The organism is Paraburkholderia sp. HP33-1 (assembly GCF_021390595.1).
Lineage (GTDB): Bacteria > Pseudomonadota > Gammaproteobacteria > Burkholderiales > Burkholderiaceae > Paraburkholderia.
Window position 1 is genome coordinate 2,313,176 of sequence record NZ_JAJEJR010000001.1, and the last position, 19,732, is coordinate 2,332,907.

General features: G+C 63.9%; 13 protein-coding genes and 1 pseudogene. 8 read left to right on the top strand and 6 right to left on the bottom strand.

The features are described from left to right. The first annotated feature begins 7 nt into the window (after window positions 1–7). Genes L0U81_RS10495 through L0U81_RS10505 form a run of 3 tightly spaced genes read left to right on the top strand, consistent with a single transcriptional unit; the run spans window position 8 to window position 3,339 of the window. On the top strand, window positions 8–2,230 hold the full coding sequence (locus L0U81_RS10495; RefSeq protein ID WP_233802377.1) for an FUSC family protein: 2,223 nt from the start codon (window positions 8–10) through the stop codon (window positions 2,228–2,230). Continuing rightward, window positions 2,220–2,420: a DUF1656 domain-containing protein gene (locus tag L0U81_RS10500; RefSeq protein WP_230563957.1), complete on the top strand. Its 201-nt coding sequence runs from the start codon at window positions 2,220–2,222 to the stop codon at window positions 2,418–2,420. The genes L0U81_RS10495 and L0U81_RS10500 overlap by 11 nt, the downstream gene beginning before the upstream one ends. Before the next feature lie 13 nt (window positions 2,421–2,433). Continuing rightward, entirely contained in the window at window positions 2,434–3,339 is a 906-nt protein-coding gene (locus tag L0U81_RS10505; protein WP_233802379.1) for an efflux RND transporter periplasmic adaptor subunit, read from the top strand. A gap of 265 nt (window positions 3,340–3,604) precedes the next feature. Here L0U81_RS10505 and L0U81_RS10510 read toward each other — a convergent pair whose 3' ends face one another. Beyond that, window positions 3,605–4,420, bottom strand: a complete 816-nt coding sequence (locus L0U81_RS10510; RefSeq protein ID WP_233802381.1) for an ankyrin repeat domain-containing protein — start codon at window positions 4,418–4,420, stop codon at window positions 3,605–3,607. A 14-nt stretch (window positions 4,421–4,434) separates the two neighbouring features. Further along, window positions 4,435–5,715, bottom strand: coding sequence for a hypothetical protein (locus tag L0U81_RS10515; RefSeq protein WP_233802383.1), 1,281 nt, complete (start codon window positions 5,713–5,715; stop codon window positions 4,435–4,437). A gap of 115 nt (window positions 5,716–5,830) precedes the next feature. Here L0U81_RS10515 and L0U81_RS10520 point away from each other — a divergent pair. Continuing rightward, window positions 5,831–5,956: pseudogene (locus L0U81_RS10520) on the top strand (efflux transporter periplasmic adaptor subunit); the annotation flags it as partial. A 40-nt stretch (window positions 5,957–5,996) separates the two neighbouring features. On the opposite strand, the gene L0U81_RS10525 reads toward L0U81_RS10520, so the two are convergent. Further along, window positions 5,997–7,598, bottom strand: coding sequence for a methyl-accepting chemotaxis protein (locus L0U81_RS10525; RefSeq protein WP_233804289.1), 1,602 nt, complete (start codon window positions 7,596–7,598; stop codon window positions 5,997–5,999). A 477-nt stretch (window positions 7,599–8,075) separates the two neighbouring features. Between L0U81_RS10525 and L0U81_RS10530 the strand changes: the two genes are divergently transcribed. After that, the gene (locus tag L0U81_RS10530; protein ID WP_233802385.1) at window positions 8,076–9,341 is read left to right on the top strand and encodes an MFS transporter; all 1,266 of its coding nucleotides are present in this window, start codon (window positions 8,076–8,078) and stop codon (window positions 9,339–9,341) included. A 142-nt stretch (window positions 9,342–9,483) separates the two neighbouring features. Here the strand turns inward: L0U81_RS10530 and L0U81_RS10535 are convergent, their stop codons facing one another. Then, a complete protein-coding gene (locus tag L0U81_RS10535; protein ID WP_233802387.1) occupies window positions 9,484–9,690 on the bottom strand; it encodes a hypothetical protein in 207 nt (68 codons plus the stop codon). Between the two features lie 415 nt (window positions 9,691–10,105). Here L0U81_RS10535 and L0U81_RS10540 point away from each other — a divergent pair, with 415 nt between their 5' ends. Then, window positions 10,106–12,016: a propionate--CoA ligase gene (locus tag L0U81_RS10540; RefSeq protein WP_233802389.1), complete on the top strand. Its 1,911-nt coding sequence runs from the start codon at window positions 10,106–10,108 to the stop codon at window positions 12,014–12,016. Window positions 12,017–12,036: 20 nt separating this feature from the next. Here the strand turns inward: L0U81_RS10540 and L0U81_RS10545 are convergent, their stop codons facing one another. Together L0U81_RS10545 and L0U81_RS10550 are read right to left on the bottom strand one after the other, a co-directional pair. Continuing rightward, on the bottom strand, window positions 12,037–12,831 hold the full coding sequence (locus L0U81_RS10545; protein ID WP_233802391.1) for a 5'-methylthioadenosine/adenosylhomocysteine nucleosidase: 795 nt from the start codon (window positions 12,829–12,831) through the stop codon (window positions 12,037–12,039). After that, window positions 12,828–15,191 (bottom strand): UvrD-helicase domain-containing protein, encoded by a 2,364-nt coding sequence (locus tag L0U81_RS10550; RefSeq protein WP_233802392.1) that lies wholly within the window; start codon window positions 15,189–15,191, stop codon window positions 12,828–12,830. The genes L0U81_RS10545 and L0U81_RS10550 overlap by 4 nt, the downstream gene beginning before the upstream one ends. Window positions 15,192–15,883: 692 nt before the next feature. On the opposite strand from L0U81_RS10550, the gene L0U81_RS10555 reads away from it, so the two are divergent. Both L0U81_RS10555 and galU read left to right on the top strand, forming a co-directional pair. Next, a complete protein-coding gene (locus tag L0U81_RS10555; RefSeq protein ID WP_233802394.1) occupies window positions 15,884–18,763 on the top strand; it encodes a valine--tRNA ligase in 2,880 nt (959 codons plus the stop codon). Window positions 18,764–18,837: 74 nt separating this feature from the next. After that, the gene (galU, locus tag L0U81_RS10560) at window positions 18,838–19,719 is read left to right on the top strand and encodes a UTP--glucose-1-phosphate uridylyltransferase GalU (protein WP_008921346.1); all 882 of its coding nucleotides are present in this window, start codon (window positions 18,838–18,840) and stop codon (window positions 19,717–19,719) included. Window positions 19,720–19,732: the final 13 nt, after the last annotated feature.

Genomic DNA, 19,732 nt, shown 5'->3' on the forward strand with positions numbered 1-19,732 from the left:
GAACGTCATGTCCGCCTCGTCCTCCCCGTCCACCGCGCGCCCCGCGTCGATCGCCGCGCTCTACGAAGCCGCCGCCCACTGGGCGCGCACCGACGGTCTCGTGTGGATCTATCTGTTCAAGGTGCTCGCCGCGTGCTTCCTCTCGCTCGGCATCGCGATGAAGCTCGATCTGCCGCAGCCGCGCACCGCGATGACCACCGTGTTCATCGTGATGCAGCCGCAAAGCGGTGCGGTGTTCGCGAAGAGCTTTTACCGGATCTGCGGCACGCTGGTCGGTCTCGTCGTGATGCTCGCGCTGATCGGCCTGTTCGCGCAGCAGCCGGAGCTGTTCATCATCTCGACCGCGATCTGGGTCGGCATCTGCACCGCGGGCGCCGCGCGCAATCGAAATTTCCGTTCGTACGGCTTCGTGCTGGCCGGCTATACGGCCGCGCTGATCGGCATCCCGGCGGCGCAGCATCCGGACGGCGCGTTCCTGAGCGCGCTCACGCGGGTCGCGGAAATCGTGATCGGCATCATCTGCGCGGGCGCGGTCAGCGGCCTCGTGTTTCCGCAATTCGCCGGCCTGCAGATGCGCAGCACCGTGCGCGCGCGTTTCTCGGCCTTCGTCGAGTACGTGTCGGCGTCGCTTGCCGGACGCAACGATCGCGCGCAGATCGAGGCGACCAATGCGCGTTTCGTCGCCGACATCGTCGGCTTCGAGGCCGCGCGCAGCGTGGCCGTGTTCGAGGGTCCCGATACGCGAATGCGCGGCGGCCGTCTCGCGCGTCTGAACAGCGAGTTCATGACCGCGTCGACGCGCTTTCACGCACTGCATCAGCTGATGAACCGTCTGCGCGAGAACGGCACGCACGGCGCGGCGATTGCGATCGCCGCGCTCGAACCGTACTTCAAGGAGATCGCGCCGCTGCTCGCGAAGTCGGGCGAGCCGGTGCTGAGCGCAGCCGACGCCGCGCACGCGGCCGCGCAGCTCGACGCGTACAAGACCGAGTTGCCGAGGCGCGTGCGCGCGACGCGCGGCGAACTCGAAACGCACCCCGACGCGCCGCTGCTCGATTTCGACACGGCCGCGGAACTCCTGTACCGCTTCATCGATGACCTGCACGCGTATGCGGCGACCTACGCGTCGCTCGCGGTCGACACGCACGCGCGCGAGCGCTCGATCGAGCGCTACGAGCCGAAGACCAACGCGATCGCGGCCGGCGTCGCGGGCCTGCGCGCGGCCATCGTGATGATGCTGCTCGGCGCGTTCTGGATCGCGACCGCCTGGCCGAGCGGCGCGACGGCGACGCTGGACGCGGCGGCCGTGTGCGCGCTCGCGTCGTCGTCGCCCGATCCGAAGCGCACCGCGTTCCAGATGGCTGGCGGCACGCTGCTCGCCACACTGATGGGCCTGATCGCGGTGTTCGGCGTGTATCCGCACATCGACGGCTTCGCGATGCTGTGCGTCGCGCTCACGCCGTTCCTGCTGCTCGGCGTGTTCATGACCACGCGTCCGAAGCTGGCGGGCTACGGGATCGGCTATTGCATCTTCTTCTGCTTTCTCGCCGGGCCCGACAACGTGATGCACTACGACCCGAGCGCGTTCATGAACGATGCGCTCGCACTGGTGCTGTCGATGCTGGTGTCGTCGATCGCGTTCGCGGTGCTGCTGCCGCCGTCGACGCCGTGGCTGCGTAACCGCCTGCTCGTCGATCTGCGCCGCCAGGTGGTGCTGGCCGCTCGCGCGGGTCTGGCGCGCGTGCGCTCGCGCTTCGAGAGCGGCGCACGAGACCTGATGTTCCAGATCAATTCGCTGGCGCCGAACGAACCCGAAACGAAGCGCGACACGCTGCGCTGGCTCTTTTCGGTGCTCGAAGTCGGCAACGCGGTGATCGACCTGCGCCGCGAAGTGGCGACGCTGCCCGACGCGCCGCGCTATCAGAAAACGGCAGCGTGGCGCGTCGCGCTGCGCGCGTTGTTCGGTGCACTCGCGGCGCTGTTCGAGCGGCCGCAGGAGCAGCACTTCGCGCGCGCTCTCGCGGCGACCGCCGACGCGATCGCCGAAGTGCAGCAGATGATGGCCGGCTTCACGCCAGCGCGCGAAGAACGCCACCAGCTGCAGCGCATCCTCAGTCAACTGCATTTCATCCGTACCGCGCTGCTCGATCCGCAGTCGCCGCTCGCCTCGGCGATCGGCGCACGCGCGGGCGCGTCAGAAGAAGAAGAAGGAGTTCCTCATGCCGCGTGATATCGCCGTGCTCGATGCCTATGTGCCGGCCATTCTGCTGCTGTTCATCGCGGGCGCCGCGCTCACCTGGCTCATCGATCGCGTGATCGCCTATACCGGCCTGTACCGCGTGGTGTGGCACCCCTCCCTGTTCCGGGCCAGCTTGCTCGTGTCTGTGTGCGGCCTTCTCGGCCTCGCCGTTTATCGTTGATCAGAGTCGAAACATGACCATCCGAAATCTTGTGGGCTTCGTCGCGACAGCCGTCATTTTCATCGTCGCGATCCTGATTGGCCGTGTGCTGTGGGTCCATTACATGGACGAGCCGTGGACCCGCGACGGCCGCGTGCGCGCCGAGATCGTCAACGTCGCGCCGGACGTGTCGGGCGCGATCGTCGATCTGCCGGTCAAGGACAACCAGTTCGTGAAGAAGGGCGACCTGCTGATGCAGATCGATCCGTCGCACTACCAGATCGCGGTCGAACAGGCGCAGGCAGCGGTTGCCGCGCGCAAGGCCGAATTGCAGATGAAGCGCGACGACGCGCAACGGCGTGCCGATATGGATTCGCAAGTGGTGTCGAAGGAAAGCCGCGATAACGCGACGCATACCGCGTCCGCCGCCGATGCCGCCTATCAGCAGGCGCTCGCCGCGCTCGACGCCGCGAAGCTGAATCTCGAGCGCACGCGCGTCGTGTCGCCGGTCGACGGCTACGTCACGAACCTCTCGGTGTTCAGCGGCGACTACGCGACCGCCGGCGCCGCGAAGCTCGCGATCGTCGACAGCCACTCGTTCTGGGTGTACGGCTACTTCGAGGAAACCAAGCTGCCGCACGTGCGCGTCGGCGATCAGGCCGAAGTGCGGCTGATGAGCGGCGGCACGCTGCAGGGCCATGTGGAGAGCATCTCGCGCGGCATCTACGACCGCGACAATCCACAAAGCCACGAGCTGCTTGCGGACGTGAATCCGACCTTCAACTGGGTGCGCCTCGCGCAGCGCGTGCCGGTGCGCGTGAAGATCGACTCGGTGCCCGCCGACGTGATGCTGGCTGCGGGCACGACCTGCACGGTGGTCGTGCGGCCGGGGTCAGGTTCCGCGACGGCGTTGGTGCCTGGGTCGAACAAGGCGAGCTGACGTTCGCCTCGCGCGGCGTCCTATAGCCTGAACTGCCCCACCATCGCCTTCAGCCCGCGCGCCTGATCGTCGAGCGAGCGGGCCGCGGCGGTGGCCTCCTCCACCAGCGCGGCGTTCTGCTGCGTGCCCGGAGCCGAGCCGCCTTTTCGTGTGCGGGGCGGTTTAAAAAATCGTACTCCTCGCTAGCGTGAAGCGCTCGCCAAACAGGATGGCAAACTGGTTCATCGCGGACGTTCAGTGGAAGGTCGCCCTTTCGGTCTCTGCGTCAACGCAGCGGAAGCTTGCTGTCATCGAGCCGTCGCGGAGGATTGGCTCCCCAACGTGCTTTTATCTGTTCCGGAGTCTCCGGAGGCCATTTCACGCCCATCTTGATGATGCGATCCCGGATTTCGACCAGTTTGACACCTAATTCAGAGGTAGAGCCTACATGTTCTATTTGCGATTCCAGTTGACTTGGGAATGAAATTCCATTGATGTTGTAAGTGTTGGGGTTGGCTCCGTGATCGAGGAGGTAATTGACTGCCCCGGTGTCATAGCCAGTTAGCGCTTCGTAGAGAGATGTGTTGCGCAATGAATCGCGCCGGTTCACATCCGCGCCACGCTCCACCAGCAGCCTGAGCGAGCCCAATTTACGATCGCTTGCAACATCAAAAATGATCGGGGTATCTTCTGAAATCAAATTAGGATCAACCCCTCCGTCCAGCATCGCACGCAGGAATTCCGGGTGCGAACTGTTGAGCACGACCCCGAGCGGATCACCAAAATTCGGCACTTCCTGCAAGGGATCGGCCCCGGCCCTCACCACCTCCGACGCAATCGCAAGCCGATGCGGGTCGCGCTGCAACGCCTCCTGAAACGCAAAAAACAGCATCGTCATGTTCTGGCGCCCGGGCGTGTTCAGGTCCGTCTTCGGTGCCAGTCGCCGGACCTCCTCCATGTCACCTCGCGCGATGGCCTGCGCCAGTTCGAGCTGCGGGCCGCTAAAGAAATCAGTGGCGGGAAATTTTTTCATTGCATGAACCACAGGGGATAGCGCCAGTAACAGCACCGGCACGATAAGAATTCGGCTGAGTGTCTTCATCGCCTTCAGCCCCGTTATGACAGTGTTTCAAGTACGGAGATGTCCTCCGCCTTCTGCTGCTCGATGCCGTCTATTGCCTGCCTGATGGAGTGCCGCGACACGGGCGAGCCACTGCCGGGCAGGGCGTACGGAGTACCGGCTGCATCGGGCAGGGGCGTCCACGTCTGTGCCACGGTCAGAATGTCGCCGTTCACATGGTACGCATTGATGTTCGATGGCGTGACCTGGCCGCCGTAGTGTACGACCGTCCTCGGGTGCAGACCCGCAGCATTGAAGCTCCAGCAGTCCTTGCCGCTGGCGACGGATGCAGCCGCACACAGGCCGCCGCCTAGCGAGTGACCTGTTATCTCGATAGGTTCTGTAATCTTAAGTAGCTTAGTGCCACTCCGTACTGCTCGTCTGTAGTATTCCGATTCGATATTCATGCTCTGCCTAACATTATTCGACCAGTCGGCCAGACTCGTCATTTCGGTTCCCTTGAACGCAAGGGTCGGCTTCATATCGTTGCCGAAGACCGCCGCATCCGGTTCATATACCTGCGCTCCAAAATTGGAATCCTTGATGTTCAGGTCTTTCCGCTTCAAGCCATACAGATCCAAAAATTCCGTACTCCCGCTGCGGTTCGTCCACCCTTCGGGCACCGGCTTTGACGGCTCGTAGACATGATCGGAGAGTCTGGCCTTCTCCACCGCGATATTGTTGCGTGCGAGCCGTTCAGCCGCTGCCCGCACGCGCCCTGACATGGTCGCATTGCCCGCCGCAATCAGCGCCTTGCGCGTCTGCCACCGCTGGGCCTTGGTCAGCACCTGTGGTATCTCGATGCTCGGCGGTGTCGCCCTCGCTGCGCGCGCAGCGGCTAACTGGGCTTGCCAGGTGGCCGGATCGTACTGGGCGGACCTCGCGAGATTCCTCAACGGCGTACTGCTGTAGGGTGACGGAAACAGGCTATCGCGCGGGCCTTTAATGACGAGCAGTTTGCCCCGGCGAACCTCTTCGAGAAGCGCGACGATGACCCACCAGCCATCGGTGTCAGGGTTCCGGTTTCGCACGTTGTGAAAAAACAACCAGCTCTGGCCAATGAGCTTCCTGATCAGTTTCCCGTCCTTCTCCCATTGCCTGCGATTCAGGTCGGCAATACCGAGAAATTCGCGGGTTTCTGCCCTGGCTTTCCCGAGGTCTGCGGCCTTCCCGAGGCACGCCTTGTAGTGCGATTCGTTACAGATGACATAACGGGCACCCGGTGGCCTCTGGCAGAACAGCTCCGCCGAGAACATCTCAAATACAGACAGGGACATAGGCGTGTCGACGGTTTATCTGAAGTCGCTGCCGGGGTTGACAGCAGTCCGATGATTACCGTGCGACAGACATTCGTACATGGGCGACGGCCCAAAATCTCCGCGGCTTTCGATGAACCTCTCGATGTGCCACGGCGACTATGCGAGCGCCGGCGCCGCGAAGCTCGCGATCGTCGATAGTCACTCGTTCTGGGTATATGGCTGCTTCGAGGAAACCAAGCGGCCGTGCCGGCGTCCGGGTCGAACAACAACGCTAGCCGAGGCTCGCCTCGCGCTGCGTTCTAAAGCCTGAACTGCCCCACCATCGCCTTCAGCCCGCGCGCCTGATCGTCGAGCGAGCGGGCCGCGGCGGTGGCCTCCTCCACCAGCGCGGCGTTCTGCTGCGTGCCCGCGTCCATCTGCGTGACCGCGAGATTGATCGCCTCGAGACCGGCGCTCTGCTCGGACGACGCCGCCGAAATCTCGCCCATGATGTCGGTCACGCGCTTCACGGCCTTCACGACTTCGTCCATCGTCTGACCGGCATCCGCGGCGAGCGTCGAGCCGTTGCTCACGCGCTCGACCGAGGTCTGGATCAAGCCCTTGATCTCCTTCGCGGCCGCCGCGCTGCGCTGCGCGAGATTGCGCACTTCCGCCGCGACCACCGAAAAGCCGCGCCCCTCCTCGCCCGCGCGCGCCGCCTCGACGGCCGCGTTCAACGCGAGGATGTTGGTCTGGAACGCAATCCCCTCGATCACACCGATGATGTCGCCGATGCTGCGCGCGCTGTCGTTGATGTCATTCATCGTCGCGACCACCCGACTCACGACCGCGCCACCCTGCTCGGCGATCTCCGACGCGTTGTTGGCAAGCGTGCTCGCCTGCTTCGCGTTGTCGGCGTTCTGACGCACCGTCGAGGTCAGCTGCTCCATGCTGCTCGCGGTGCGCTCGAGGGCGAGCGCCTGTTGCTCGGTGCGCTGCGAGAGGTCCAGGTTGCCCATCGAAATCTGCCCAGACGCGGTCGCGATCGCATCGGCGCTCGACGCGATGTCGGCAACTGTCGTCGCGAGCCCGCTTTGCATGTCGGACAGCGCGAATAGCATGCTCGAACGGTCCTTGCCGCCGAGCGCGATGCGGTTCGACAGATCGCCCGCGGCGATGCGGCGCGCGATCTCCTTCGCGTACATGGGCTCGCCGCCGAGCTGCATGGTGAGCCGCCGCACGACCCACGCGGCGATGCCGAACGCGAGTGCGATCAGCGCGAGCGTCATCACCGCGATCATCACGAACGACGAGTGGTAGATGAAGCCGGACGCGTCGATGGTCGCCTTCGCGGCAGTGCCGCGCTGCGCGACGAGTTGGTCGACGAGCTTTTCGAGCTTGCCGGTTTCGACGAACAGCGACACGTCCTGGGTGCCGACCTGCCAGTTCATCTGCGACAGATCGAGCGGCTGCGCCTTCACGAGCGTGACGAAGTCGCGCAAATGGGCGCTCCATGTCGCCACGGCCGCGGCGAACGCCTTCTGCTCGCCGACCGCCTTCGCGTCCGACGTATCGACGTACTGCTGCAGCGTACGCAGTCGCTCGTCAAGACCGGCGAGGCCGCGCTCGATGTCGGCGCCCAGTTCGTCGCGCTCCTTCGCGGTGGTCGCGGTCAGCAGCATTTTTTGCGCGCGGCTCGCGCGCAGCATGTGGCCGCGCGCCTCCTCGGCGGCGCGGCTTGCGACGTGGCCCTGGTCGAAGATCGATTGCGCGGACGCGTTCAGGCGGCCGATCTGCAGCAGCGAAAACACGCCGATCAGCAGCGTACCGGCGAGCAGAACCGCGAAGGCGATGCGCAGTGTTGCCTTGACCGACAGGCCGTTGAGTTTCGTTGCCGCTGTGCTGTGTGCCACTGCTTTCATCATCCCCGCCAAACGTGTCGACGCGCCGGAAAGGTCGGTTCCGGCAACACCACTTGTCTTTCCGGGTCTACGGCAGCCCGCTCCGCGATCTTGAATCTCGCCAGAGCAGGCGGCGGCGGGTCGTGCGCCGCCTGCCGTTCCCGGTCCCATATTCGACGCGCCGCTTCCTGAGCTCGCGCAATCGCGAACGCTTTATACCGAAGACAAAAAACCGCCAAAAGCCTCGACAGGTCGGAACAGACGATTCGCCTTTCATCGCCGAAAGCGAAGCCATCCGTCCCCATGTCCGATTCGCGACAAAACTTGTCCTTACAATTCAGTCCGGCCACATTAAACTTCGGCTCAATGTTCAAAACGCCGGTTGTCGCGACGAAACGCCGCGGAGCTTCGCGAAACGCCCCTACGAAGCGCGCTGCCCGCACTGGCTCAGTGCCGAATTTTCCTCTCACCGTTTGCGTGATCTTTTTCTTCTAGCGTATGGAAACGAGCCTCAATAAAAGCGCCCTCGCCGGCGCATCCGCCACGGGGGCGAGCGCGTCCCCGGCCGCCGCCGCACCGGCGGCCGCTACGGTTCAGCGCACGGTGTATTCCGTGCTCGGTGCGATCAGTTTTTCGCACCTGCTCAACGACATGATCCAGTCGTTGATCCTGGCTATCTACCCGATGTTCAAGGAGAACTTCTCGTTGTCGTTCGGGCAGATCGGTCTGATCACGCTGACCTACCAGATCACCGCATCGCTGCTGCAGCCGCTCATCGGCAGCTATACCGACAAGCATCCGAAGCCGTACTCGCTGCCGGTCGGCATGGGCTTCACGCTCACCGGCCTGCTGCTGATGTCGGTCGCACCGAACTTCGGGGTGCTGCTGGTCGCCGCGGCGCTGGTGGGTTGCGGATCGTCGGTGTTCCATCCGGAGTCGTCGCGGGTCGCGCGGATGGCGTCGGGCGGACGTCATGGTCTGGCGCAGTCGCTGTTCCAGGTCGGCGGCAATGCGGGTTCGTCGCTGGGGCCGCTGCTCGCCGCGCTGATCGTGATTCCGCATGGCCAGCGCAGCATCGCGTGGTTCTCGGCGGCGGCGCTCGTTGCGATCGTCGTGCTCACGCAGATCGGGCGCTGGTACAAGCGTCATCCGTCGGTCAGGAAGGCGCGCGGCCAGGTGGCGCATGCGACGCTGCCGCGTAACAGGATCATCATGGCGATGAGCGTGCTGGTGCTGCTGGTGTTCTCCAAGTACTTCTACCTCGCGAGCATCAACAGTTACTTCACGTTCTATCTGATCGACAGGTTCCATCTGTCGGTGCAGGCCGCGCAGATCCATCTGTTCGTGTTCCTCGCGGCGGTTGCGGCGGGGACGGTGATCGGTGGACCGATCGGCGACAGGATCGGGCGCAAGTATGTGATCTGGGTGTCGATTCTGGGTGTCGCGCCGTTCACGCTGTTGTTGCCGTATGCGAATCTTTTCTGGACTGGCGTCCTGACCGTTGTAATCGGGGTGGTGCTCGCCTCGGCGTTCTCGGCGATTCTGGTTTATGCGCAGGAGTTGATTCCTGGGAAGGTCGGCATGGTTGCCGGGTTGTTCTTTGGGTTTGCCTTTGGGCTTGGGGGGGTGGGGGCCGCGGTGCTTGGGCAGCTGGCTGACGCTACCAGTATTGCGTTTGTTTATAAGGTTTGCTCGTTCCTGCCGTTGATCGGGGTGCTGACTGTGCTGTTGCCCGATGTTGAAGGGAAGCGGGTTAAAGCTTGAGTGGGCGTGGGGGTTGGTCTGTGTCTTTGCTCGTCAGGCGTTGGCCTTTCCTTGCTTTCTTATCGGTCTATTAGCGTAGCCCCTGTGCGGGGCGGCACCTACTTTCTTTGCTGCTGCAAAGAAAGTAGGCAAAGAAGACAGCTCAAACCGCAAGCTCATAAGCGGGCACCTCGGTCTGCATGAGGTAGTGGTGCATCTGACATCCGTGCTCCCGCACATTCGGCGGCAGTGACAAGGCCGTCATACTTCCGGCGGCGCTGCGCGCGCCGAATCCCCGTTCACAAACCACCGATTTTTTCGGCGCATCGCCGAGGCGCAGCCGCCGGCCCCGCTGCGCGGGCAAACCCATCGGTTCTCCTGGCAGACCCGTCCGCGACGCACGTAGTGCGGAGTGGGAGCGGATGACGGCTTTGTCACCAGCGTGGAATGTGCGCAGACACAGATTCCAGATGTACCACTACCCCCTCCAAGCCAGGGGACCCACTTAAGAATTAGCGGTTTGAGCTGTCTTCTTTGCCTACTTTCTTTGCAGCAGCAAAGAAAGTAGGTGCCGCCCCGCACAGGGGCTACGCTAATAGACCAATAACAAAGCAAGGAAAGGCCAACAAAGCCAGAACAACGACAAAGAAGCGCCGCCCCGCACCGGGGGCAATTTCCAGCGCACAATCAAAATCAAAATCCCACATTGCCCACGCCAACAGGCGTGTCTATGCTAGTGCGAACACCCGCGCCGCCCTAGGCGCCCAATCTGAGGATCGCCGCCGATGACCCGCTACCGCGATTTCCACCGCCGCTCGATCGACAACCCCGAAGCCTTCTGGCGCGAAGAAGCCCGCCGCATTCACTGGCACACGCCGTTCGGCACCGTGCTCGACCGCTCGAAGCCGCCGTTCGCGCGCTGGTTCGTCGGCGGTCGCACGAACCTCTGTCATAACGCGGTCGACCGGCATCTGGCCGAGCGCGCGCAGCAGAACGCGCTCATCTACGTATCGACCGAAACCGGCATCGAGCGGCACTACACGTACGCCGATCTGTACGGCGAAATCAACCGCATGGCCGCGGTGATGCGCTCGCTCGGCGTGAAGCGCGGCGACGTCGTGCTGATCTATCTGCCAATGATCCCCGAAGCACTGTTCGCGATGCTCGCGTGCGCGCGACTCGGCGCGATCCACTCGGTCGTGTTCGGCGGCTTCGCGGCGCCGAACCTCGCCGCGCGGATCGAGGACGCGAAGCCGGTGCTGATCGTGACCGCCGACGCCGGCGCGCGTGGCGGCAAGGTGGTCGACTACACCCCGCTCGTCGACGAAGCGCTCTCGCGCGCCAAGCACAAGACGCCGCACGTGCTGCTGATCGACCGGCAGCTCGCGCCCGCGCGACTGAACGCGCCCTATCTCGTCGCCTACGAGCCGCTGCGCGAACAGTTCTTCAACGTTCACGTCCCTTGCGAATGGCTCGAATCGAACGAGCCGTCATACGTGCTGTACACGTCGGGCACGACCGGCAAGCCGAAAGGCGTGCAGCGCGATGTCGGCGGCTATGCGGTCGCACTCGCGGCATCGATGGAATACATCTTCGAGGGCAAAGCCGGCGACACGATGTTCACCGCGTCCGACGTCGGCTGGGTGGTCGGCCACAGCTACATCGTGTACGCGCCGCTGATCGCGGGGCTGACCACCGTGATGTACGAAGGCACGCCGATTCGTCCGGACGGCGGCATCTGGTGGCGGCTCGTCGAGCAGCACAAAATCAACCTGATGTTCACCGCGCCGACCGCGCTGCGCGTGCTGAAGAAGCAGGATCCGGCGCTAATGAAGGCAGCCGATCTTTCGAGCCTGCGCACGCTGTTTCTCGCCGGCGAACCACTCGACGAACCGACCGCTGCATGGATCACGAGCGCGCTGAACAAGCCGGTGATCGACAACTACTGGCAGACCGAAACCGGCTGGCCGATGCTCGCGATTCCGCGCGGCATCGAGGCACTACCGACCAAGCTCGGCTCGCCGGGCGTGCCCTCGGTCGGCTATAGCCTGACCGTGCGCGATGAGCTGACCGGCGAACCCTGCGCGGTCGGCGAAAAAGGTGTGCTGACGCTCGACTATCCGCTTCCGCCGGGCTGCATGTCGACGGTGTGGCGCGACGACAAGCGCTTTGTCGACACCTACTGGAAGAGCGTGCCGAACCAGCAGGTCTATTCGACGTTCGATTGGGGTGTGCAGGACGATGACGGCTATGTGACGATCCTCGGCCGCACCGACGACGTGATCAACGTCGCGGGCCATCGCCTCGGTACCCGTGAGATCGAGGAGGCGCTGTCGAGTCACGCGGCCGTCGCGGAAGTCGCGGTGGTCGGCGTGACGGATCCGGTCAAGGGTCAGGTGGCAATGGCCTTCGTCGTGCTGCGCGGCGCGCAAGGCGAAGGCGAAGGCGACCCGAGCGAGCGCGCGCGGCTCGCGGCCGAACTGGCGATGACGGTCGACCGCAATTTCGGCTCGATTGCGCGGCCCGCGCGCGTGGTGATGGTCTCGATGCTGCCGAAGACGCGCTCCGGCAAGCTATTGCGCCGCGCGATCGCGGCGCTCGCCGAAGGGCGCGATCCGGGCGATCTGCCGACGATCGAAGATCCGGCCGCGTTGCAGCTGGTACGCGACGCGCTCGGCGACGGCGCGGAGAAATAAACGGGCGAACCCGCGGGCGCTCAGCCCGCGGTGTTCTGCGCGCCGAGAAAGCGCGCGAGGATCGCGTTCGAGTAGGTGCCCGCGATGTCGGTGAGGAACGACATGAACGATCCCGGCGCGTGATCGTCGGCGGTATCGGAGATCGTGCGCACGACCGCGCACGGCAGGCCGTACTCGTAGCAGACCTGTGCGATCGCCGCGCCTTCCATCTCGACGGCGAGCGCATCGGGCAGCGCGTCGCGCAGCGCCGCGACGGCCGCCGCGCTCGCGACGAACTGATCGCCGCTGACGATCAGGCCGCGATGCACGCGCGGCTCGCGCGTGCCGAAGTGCGCCGCGCAGGCCGCGCCTTCCTCGGCGACGAAACGCTCGCACGCGGCGGCGAGACGCTCGGCGAGCACGGCATCGACGGCGAAGCGCGAGATGCCAAGCAACGGCACCTCGAAGCGCGGAAACAGCGGTGACGCGTCGATATCGTGCTGCATCAGCGTGCTCGCGACGACGATATCGCCGACATGCACGTCGCCTCCTACACCACCCGCGACGCCGGTGAACACGATAGCGTCGACATCGAACTCGTGGATCAGCGCGCTGGCCGTCGCGGCCGCCGCGACTTTGCCGACCCGCGCGAGCGTGACGACACACGGCGTGCCGTGCACGGTGCCGATGTGATATTCACGCTGGCCGTGCGTGACCGTGCGCACGCCAGACTCGGCGCGCATCGCTTCGATCAGGTCGCCGAGTTCCTGCGGCAACGCGGCCAGAATGCCGAGCGGCCGTTGCGCGCCGTGGCTCATGTTCAAGGGTGTGTTCATTCGACCGCCTGCAGTTTGGCCACCGCCAGCGCGAGCCACTTCTCGCCGTGCCGCTTGAAACGCACCTGCGCCTTCGCGTCGGTACCGTTGCCTTCGAGCGCGGTGATCGTGCCTTCACCGAACTTCGTGTGGAACACCTGCTGGCCGACGCGAAAGCCCGTTTCAGCCGCGCGCTGCTCGTTCGCGAAAGCGGGCGCCGGCGCGGAGGCCACCGACGCCGTCGTCGCCGCACCGCCGCCGTAGCCCGGGCGCGCGAACCAGTCGCGTCCATAGCCCGCGTTGTCCGAGCGGCCGCCCCAACGCGAGCCCGCCTCGACCTTCGGCGTGAGCCACTTCAGCGTCTCCTGCGGCAATTCGTCGAAAAAGCGGGAGCGGATGTTGTAGCGGGTCTGGCCGTGCAGCATCCGGCTCTGCGCGAACGACAGGTACAGCCGTTCCTTCGCGCGGGTGATCGCGACGTACATCAGGCGCCGCTCTTCTTCGAGGCCGTCCGTCTCCATCGCGCTGTTCTCGTGCGGGAACAGCCCTTCTTCGAGACCGGTGATGAACACCGCGGTGAATTCGAGCCCCTTCGCCGCGTGCACGGTCATCAGCTGCACCGCATCCTGGCCGGCCTGCGCCTGGTTGTCACCGGCTTCGAGCGATGCGTGCGACAGGAAGCCCGCGAGCGGTGTCATCGTGTCGGGGTTCTGCGCCGGATCGGCGATGTCCGGCGCGTCGAGCACCACGGTGTTCGGATCGTCGGTGGCGACCGCGAGCTCGGGCGCGGCGCTCGCGCCGGGGCGCAGCGGAATCGAGCGTGCGGGGGTATCGAGCCCGTAGCCTTCCTCGCTGACGAACGCGGCGGCCGCGTTGACGAGTTCCTGCAGGTTTTCGAGCCGCTCCTGGCCCTCGCGCTCGTTCTGATAGAACTCGGCGAGAGTGCTCGCGCGGACCACGTACTCGACGGTCTCGGGCAGGCTCATCTGCTGCGTGTCGGCGCGCATCTTGCCGACCAGGTTCGCGAACGCGGCGAGGCTAGAGCCCGCCTTGCCCGCGACATACGGAATCGCCGCGGCCATCGAGCAGTTGTACAGGCGCGCCGAGTCGGCGAGCTGTTCGAGCGAGCGCGCGCCGATGCCGCGGGTCGGGAAATTGACGACGCGCGCGAACGCGGTGTCGTCGTTCGGGTTGTCGATCAGGCGCAGATACGCGAGCGCGTGCTTGACTTCCTGACGCTCGAAAAAGCGCAGGCCGCCATACACGCGATACGCTATACCCGCGTTGACGAGCGTGTGCTCGATCGTGCGCGACTGCGCGTTGCTGCGATAGAGCACGGCGATCTCGCTGCGCGACAGGCCGGTGTTGATTAGCGCGCGAATCTCTTCGACGATCCAGCCGGCCTCCTGCGAATCGGTCGCCGATTCGTAGACGCGTACCGGTTCGCCGTGGCCCGCGTCAGTGCGCAGATTCTTGCCGAGGCGCCGCGAATTGTTCGCGATCAGCTGGTTGGCGGCATCGAGAATATGGCCGTGCGAGCGATAGTTCTGTTCGAGCTTGATCAGATTGCGCACTTTGAACTCGTGCTCGAAGTCGCGCATGTTGCCGACGTTCGCGCCGCGGAACGCGTAGATCGACTGGTCGTCGTCGCCGACCGCGAAGATCGCGTTGTGCTGGCCCGCGAGCAGCTTGAGCCACGCGTATTGCAGCTTGTTGGTGTCCTGAAACTCGTCGACGAGGATGTGCCTGAAGCGCGCCTGATAATGCGCGCGCAGCGGCGGATTGTGCGCGAGCAGTTCGTAGCAGCGCAGCAGCAGCTCGGGGAAGTCGACCACGCCTTCGCGCTGGCATTGCTGGTCGTAGGCTTCGTAGAGTTCGACGAACTTGCGGTTGAAGTTGTCGGTGGCATCGACGTCTTTGGGGCGCAGGCCCTGCTCTTTCGCGTTGTTGATGAAGTACTGGAGATTTTTCGCGGGGTACTTCTCGTCGTCGATGTTGAGGCCCTTCATCAGGCGCTTGATCGCCGAGAGCTGGTCCGCGGTGTCGAGAATCTGGAACGTGGCGGGCAGCCCGGCGTCGCGGTGATGCGCGCGCAGCATACGGTTGCACAGGCCGTGGAAGGTGCCGATCCACATGCCGCGCGTATCGATCGGCAACAGCGCCGAGAGGCGCGCCATCATTTCGCGGGCGGCTTTGTTCGTGAAGGTGACGGCGAGGATGGTCGCTGGGGACGCGAGGCCTTGCTGGATCAGCCACGCGATGCGGGTGATCAGGACGCGGGTTTTGCCGCTGCCGGCGCCGGCCAGAATCAGCGCGGGCTCATTCGGAAGAGTGACGGCGGCGTGTTGTTCGGGGTTTAGATTGGAGAGGAGGTCGGGCATTTTTTTGCGGAGGCGCAGTTCGGGGGACATTATATGCCCCGGCGGGGGCTGGGCTTTTTTTCGTTTTTCTGGTTTTGTTGGCCTTTCCTTGATTTGTTATCGGTCTATTAGCGTGGCCCCTGTGCGGGGCGGCACCTACTTTCTTTGCTGCTGCAAAGAAAGTAGGCAAAGAAGACAGCTCAAACCGCTAATTCTTAAGTGGGTCCCCTGGCTTGGAGGGGGTAGTGGTGCATCTGGAATCTGTGCCCCCGCACATTCCACGCTAGTGACAAAGCCATCATCCGCTCCCACTCCGCACTGCGTGCGTCGCGGACAGGTCTGCGAGGAGAACCGACGGCGATGGTTTTGGAACGGGGATTCGGCGCGCGCAGCGCCGCCGGAAGTATGACGGCTTTGTCACTAACGCTGAATGTGCGGGAGCACGGATGTCAGATGCACCACTACCTCATGAAGACCGAGGAGCCCGCTTATGAGCTTGCGGTTTGAGCTGTCTTCTTTGCCTACTTTCTTTGCAGCAGCAAAGAAAGTAGGTGCCGCCCCGCACAGGGGCTACGCCAATAGACCGACAAGAAATCAAGGAAAGGCCAACAAAGCCAGAACAACGACAAACCAACCCGCCGGCCGGCAAAAAACCTCATCCAGCTATAATCAACAATTCCCCGCATCCCAAAGCCTGCCTTTAAAACAGAAACATGAGCGACACCCCGAGCGACCCCACCTCGACGCTTGCAAAGAGCTTCGAACCCCAGACCATCGAAGCCCACTGGGGCCCTGAATGGGAAAAGCGCGCCTACGCCGCGCCCTCCTTCGACGCGAACCGCAAGGATTTCTCCATCCAGCTGCCGCCGCCGAACGTCACGGGCACCCTGCACATGGGCCACGCGTTCAACCAGACCATCATGGACGGCCTCACCCGCTATCACCGCATGCTCGGCGAGAACACGCTGTGGGTGCCGGGTACCGACCACGCGGGCATCGCCACGCAGATCGTCGTCGAACGGCAGCTCGACGCGCAGGGCGTGTCGCGCCATGACCTCGGCCGCGAGAAGTTCGTCGAACGCGTGTGGGAGTGGAAGCAGCAATCCGGTTCGACCATCACGAATCAGGTGCGCCGTCTCGGCGCGTCGATCGACTGGTCGCGCGAATACTTCACGATGGACGACAAGATGTCGGCCGCCGTGCGCGACGTGTTCGTGCGCCTGTATGAACAGGGTCTGATCTATCGCGGCAAACGCCTCGTGAACTGGGATCCGGTGCTGCTCACCGCCGTATCCGACCTCGAAGTGGTCAGCGAAGAAGAAAACGGCCACCTGTGGCACATCCAGTATCCGTTGACCGACGGCTCCGGCCATCTGACCGTCGCCACCACCCGTCCGGAAACCATGCTCGGCGACACCGCCGTGATGGTGCACCCCGAAGACGAGCGCTACGCGCATCTGATCGGCAAGACCGTCACGCTGCCGCTGTCGAACCGCGAAGTGCCGATCATCGCGGATGATTACGTCGACCGCGAGTTCGGCACCGGCGTCGTCAAGGTCACGCCAGCGCACGACTTCAACGACTACCAGGTCGGCCTGCGTCACAAGCTGCCGCAAATCGAAATCCTCACGCTCGACGCGAAGATCAACGACAACGCGCCCGAACGATACCGCGGTCTCGACCGATTCGAAGCCCGCAAGCTGGTGGTCGAGGATCTCGAAGAGCTTGGCGCGCTCGAATCGGTCAAGCCGCACAAGCTGATGGTGCCGCGCGGCGACCGCACCGGCGTCGTGATCGAGCCGATGCTGACCGACCAGTGGTTCGTCGCGATGAGCAAGCCGGCACCCGAAGGCACGTTCAATCCGGGCAAGTCGATCGCCGAAACCGCACTGGACGTGGTCCGCAACGGCCAGATCAAATTCGTGCCGGAGAACTGGACCACCACGTACTACCAGTGGCTCGAAAACATCCAGGACTGGTGCATCTCGCGTCAGCTGTGGTGGGGTCATCAAATTCCGGCGTGGTACGGCGAGAGCGGCGAAGTGTTCGTCGCAAAGACCGAGGAAGAAGCCCGCGCGAAGGCCGTCGCGGCCGGCTACACGGGTGCGTTGAAGCGTGACGAAGACGTGCTCGACACGTGGTTCTCGTCCGCGCTCGTGCCGTTCTCGTCGCTCGGTTGGCCCAACGAAACGGAAGAGCTCAAGCACTTCATGCCGTCGTCGGTGCTCGTCACCGGCTTCGACATCATCTTCTTCTGGGTCGCGCGCATGGTCATGATGACCACGCACTTCACCGGCAAGGTGCCGTTCGACACGGTCTACGTGCACGGTCTCGTGCGCGACGCCGAAGGCCAGAAGATGTCGAAGAGCAAGGGCAATACGCTCGACCCGATCGATATCGTCGATGGCATCGACCTCGACGCGCTCGTCGCGAAGCGCACCACCGGCCTGATGAATCCGAAGCAGGCCGCGTCGATCGAAAAGAAGACCCGCAAGGAGTTTCCGGAAGGCATTCCGGCGTTCGGCACCGACGCGCTGCGCTTCACGATGGCGTCGATGGCCACGCTCGGCCGCAACGTGAACTTCGACCTCGCGCGCTGCGAGGGCTATCGCAACTTCTGCAACAAGCTGTGGAACGCCACGCGTTTCGTGCTGATGAACTGCGAAGGCCACGACTGCGGTTTCGGCCAACCGGCGCAATGTGGCGAATGCGGGCCAGAAGGCCATCTGCATTTCTCGCAGGCCGACCACTGGATCGTGTCGCAACTGCAACGCGTGGAAGCGGAAGTCGCCAAGGGTTTTTCAGACTATCGTTTCGACAATGTGGCCAACGCCCTATACAAGTTCGTATGGGACGAATATTGTGACTGGTACCTCGAACTCGCCAAAGTGCAGATCCAGACGGGTCAGCCGAACCAGCAGCGCGCAACCCGCCGCACGCTGCTGCGTGTGCTCGAGACGGTGTTGCGCCTCGCGCATCCGGTGATCCCGTACATCACCGAGGCGCTGTGGCAGAAGGTGGCGCCGCTCGCGGGACGCTACCCCGAAGGCAAGGCCGAGGGCGAAGCGTCCATCATGGTGCAGCCGTACCCCATCGCGGAGCCGTCGAAACTCGACGAAGACGCGGAGCAGTGGGCGGCCGACCTCAAGGCGGTGATCGATGCGTGCCGGAATCTGCGCGGCGAAATGAACCTGTCGCCGGCGGTCAAGGTGCCGTTGCTCGCCACCGGCAACGCGGAGCGCCTTCGCACTTTCGCGCCTTACGCTCAGGCGCTGGCGCGGCTGTCCGAAGTGCAGATCATCGCCGACGAGGCCGCGCTCGACGCGCAGGCGGATGGCGCGCCGATTGCTATCGTAGGAACCGACAAGCTTGTGTTGAAGGTGGAAATCGACGTGGCGGTCGAACGCGAACGCCTGTCGAAAGAAATCGCTCGATTGAGTGCTGAAATCGTCAAATGCAACGGTAAGCTACAGAATCAGGCGTTCGTTGCAAAGGCGCCGGCTGCGGTCGTGGAGCAGGAACAGAAACGGCTTGCTGACTTCGAAGCCACCGTCGGCAAGCTGAAGGCCCAACTGGCCCGCTTGCCGGCCTGATCGACGCGCGCCTCGCCCGCTCACCTCAGCAGCGGGCGGGCAAGGACTTAAACCAGAGGACTCAGGGTATTCACATGCTAAAAGTTACGAAGGCGGTTTTTCCGGTAGCGGGTCTTGGCACCCGCTTCCTTCCCGCCACGAAGGCTAGCCCGAAGGAGATGCTGCCGATCGTCGACAAGCCGCTGATTCAGTACGCGGTCGAAGAGGCCATGGCGGCCGGCATCACCGAAATGATCTTCGTCACGGGCCGCAGCAAGCGCGCGATCGAAGACCATTTCGACAAGTCCTATGAGATCGAGGCCGAGCTCGAAGCGCGCGGCAAGGACAAGCTGCTCGAACTCGTGCGCAGCATCAAGCCGAGCCACGTGGACTGCTTCTACGTGCGCCAGGCCGAGGCGCTGGGCCTCGGTCACGCGGTCCTGTGCGCGGAGAAGCTGGTCGGCGACAACCCGTTCGCCGTGATTCTCGCGGACGACCTGCTGTACGGCACGCCGCCCGTAATGACGCAAATGATCGAGGTGTTCGATCACTATCACAGCTCGGTGATCGGCGTCGAAGAGATCCCGCCGCAGGACACGAAGTCGTACGGCATCGTCGATGGCAAGGAATGGGAAGACTCGATCATCAAGATGTCGGGCATCGTCGAAAAGCCGGAGCCGAGCGTGGCGCCGTCGAACCTCGGCGTGGTGGGCCGTTATGTGCTCAAGCCGCGCATCTTCGATCATCTGCGCTCCATCAAGCCGGGCGCGGGCGGTGAACTGCAGCTGACGGACGCAATCCAGTCGCTGCTCGCCGACGAACAGGTGCTCGCGTACAAATATCACGGCACGCGTTTTGACTGCGGCAGCAAGCTCGGCTACCTGAAGGCGACGGTCGAGTTCGCGCTGCGTCACCCGGAAGTGGCCGCCGATTTCGAAGAATATCTGCGCACGCGCTCGCCGGTTCTCGAAGGCTGACACCAACCGCCAG

Bases quoted from the DNA above. Each gene is read 5' to 3' on its own strand.
- L0U81_RS10495 (WP_233802377.1), top strand. From the start codon at position 8: ATGTCCGCCTCGTCCTCCCCGTCCACCGCGCGCCCCGCGTCGATCGCC.
- L0U81_RS10500 (WP_230563957.1), top strand. From the start codon at position 2,220: ATGCCGCGTGATATCGCCGTGCTCGATGCCTATGTGCCGGCCATTCTG.
- L0U81_RS10505 (WP_233802379.1), top strand. From the start codon at position 2,434: ATGACCATCCGAAATCTTGTGGGCTTCGTCGCGACAGCCGTCATTTTC.
- L0U81_RS10510 (WP_233802381.1), bottom strand. From the start codon at position 4,420: ATGAAGACACTCAGCCGAATTCTTATCGTGCCGGTGCTGTTACTGGCG.
- L0U81_RS10515 (WP_233802383.1), bottom strand. From the start codon at position 5,715: ATGTCCCTGTCTGTATTTGAGATGTTCTCGGCGGAGCTGTTCTGCCAG.
- L0U81_RS10525 (WP_233804289.1), bottom strand. From the start codon at position 7,598: ATGAAAGCAGTGGCACACAGCACAGCGGCAACGAAACTCAACGGCCTG.
- L0U81_RS10530 (WP_233802385.1), top strand. From the start codon at position 8,076: ATGGAAACGAGCCTCAATAAAAGCGCCCTCGCCGGCGCATCCGCCACG.
- L0U81_RS10535 (WP_233802387.1), bottom strand. From the start codon at position 9,690: ATGGGTTTGCCCGCGCAGCGGGGCCGGCGGCTGCGCCTCGGCGATGCG.
- L0U81_RS10540 (WP_233802389.1), top strand. From the start codon at position 10,106: ATGACCCGCTACCGCGATTTCCACCGCCGCTCGATCGACAACCCCGAA.
- L0U81_RS10545 (WP_233802391.1), bottom strand. From the start codon at position 12,831: ATGAACACACCCTTGAACATGAGCCACGGCGCGCAACGGCCGCTCGGC.
- L0U81_RS10550 (WP_233802392.1), bottom strand. From the start codon at position 15,191: ATGCCCGACCTCCTCTCCAATCTAAACCCCGAACAACACGCCGCCGTC.
- L0U81_RS10555 (WP_233802394.1), top strand. From the start codon at position 15,884: ATGAGCGACACCCCGAGCGACCCCACCTCGACGCTTGCAAAGAGCTTC.
- galU (WP_008921346.1), top strand. From the start codon at position 18,838: ATGCTAAAAGTTACGAAGGCGGTTTTTCCGGTAGCGGGTCTTGGCACC.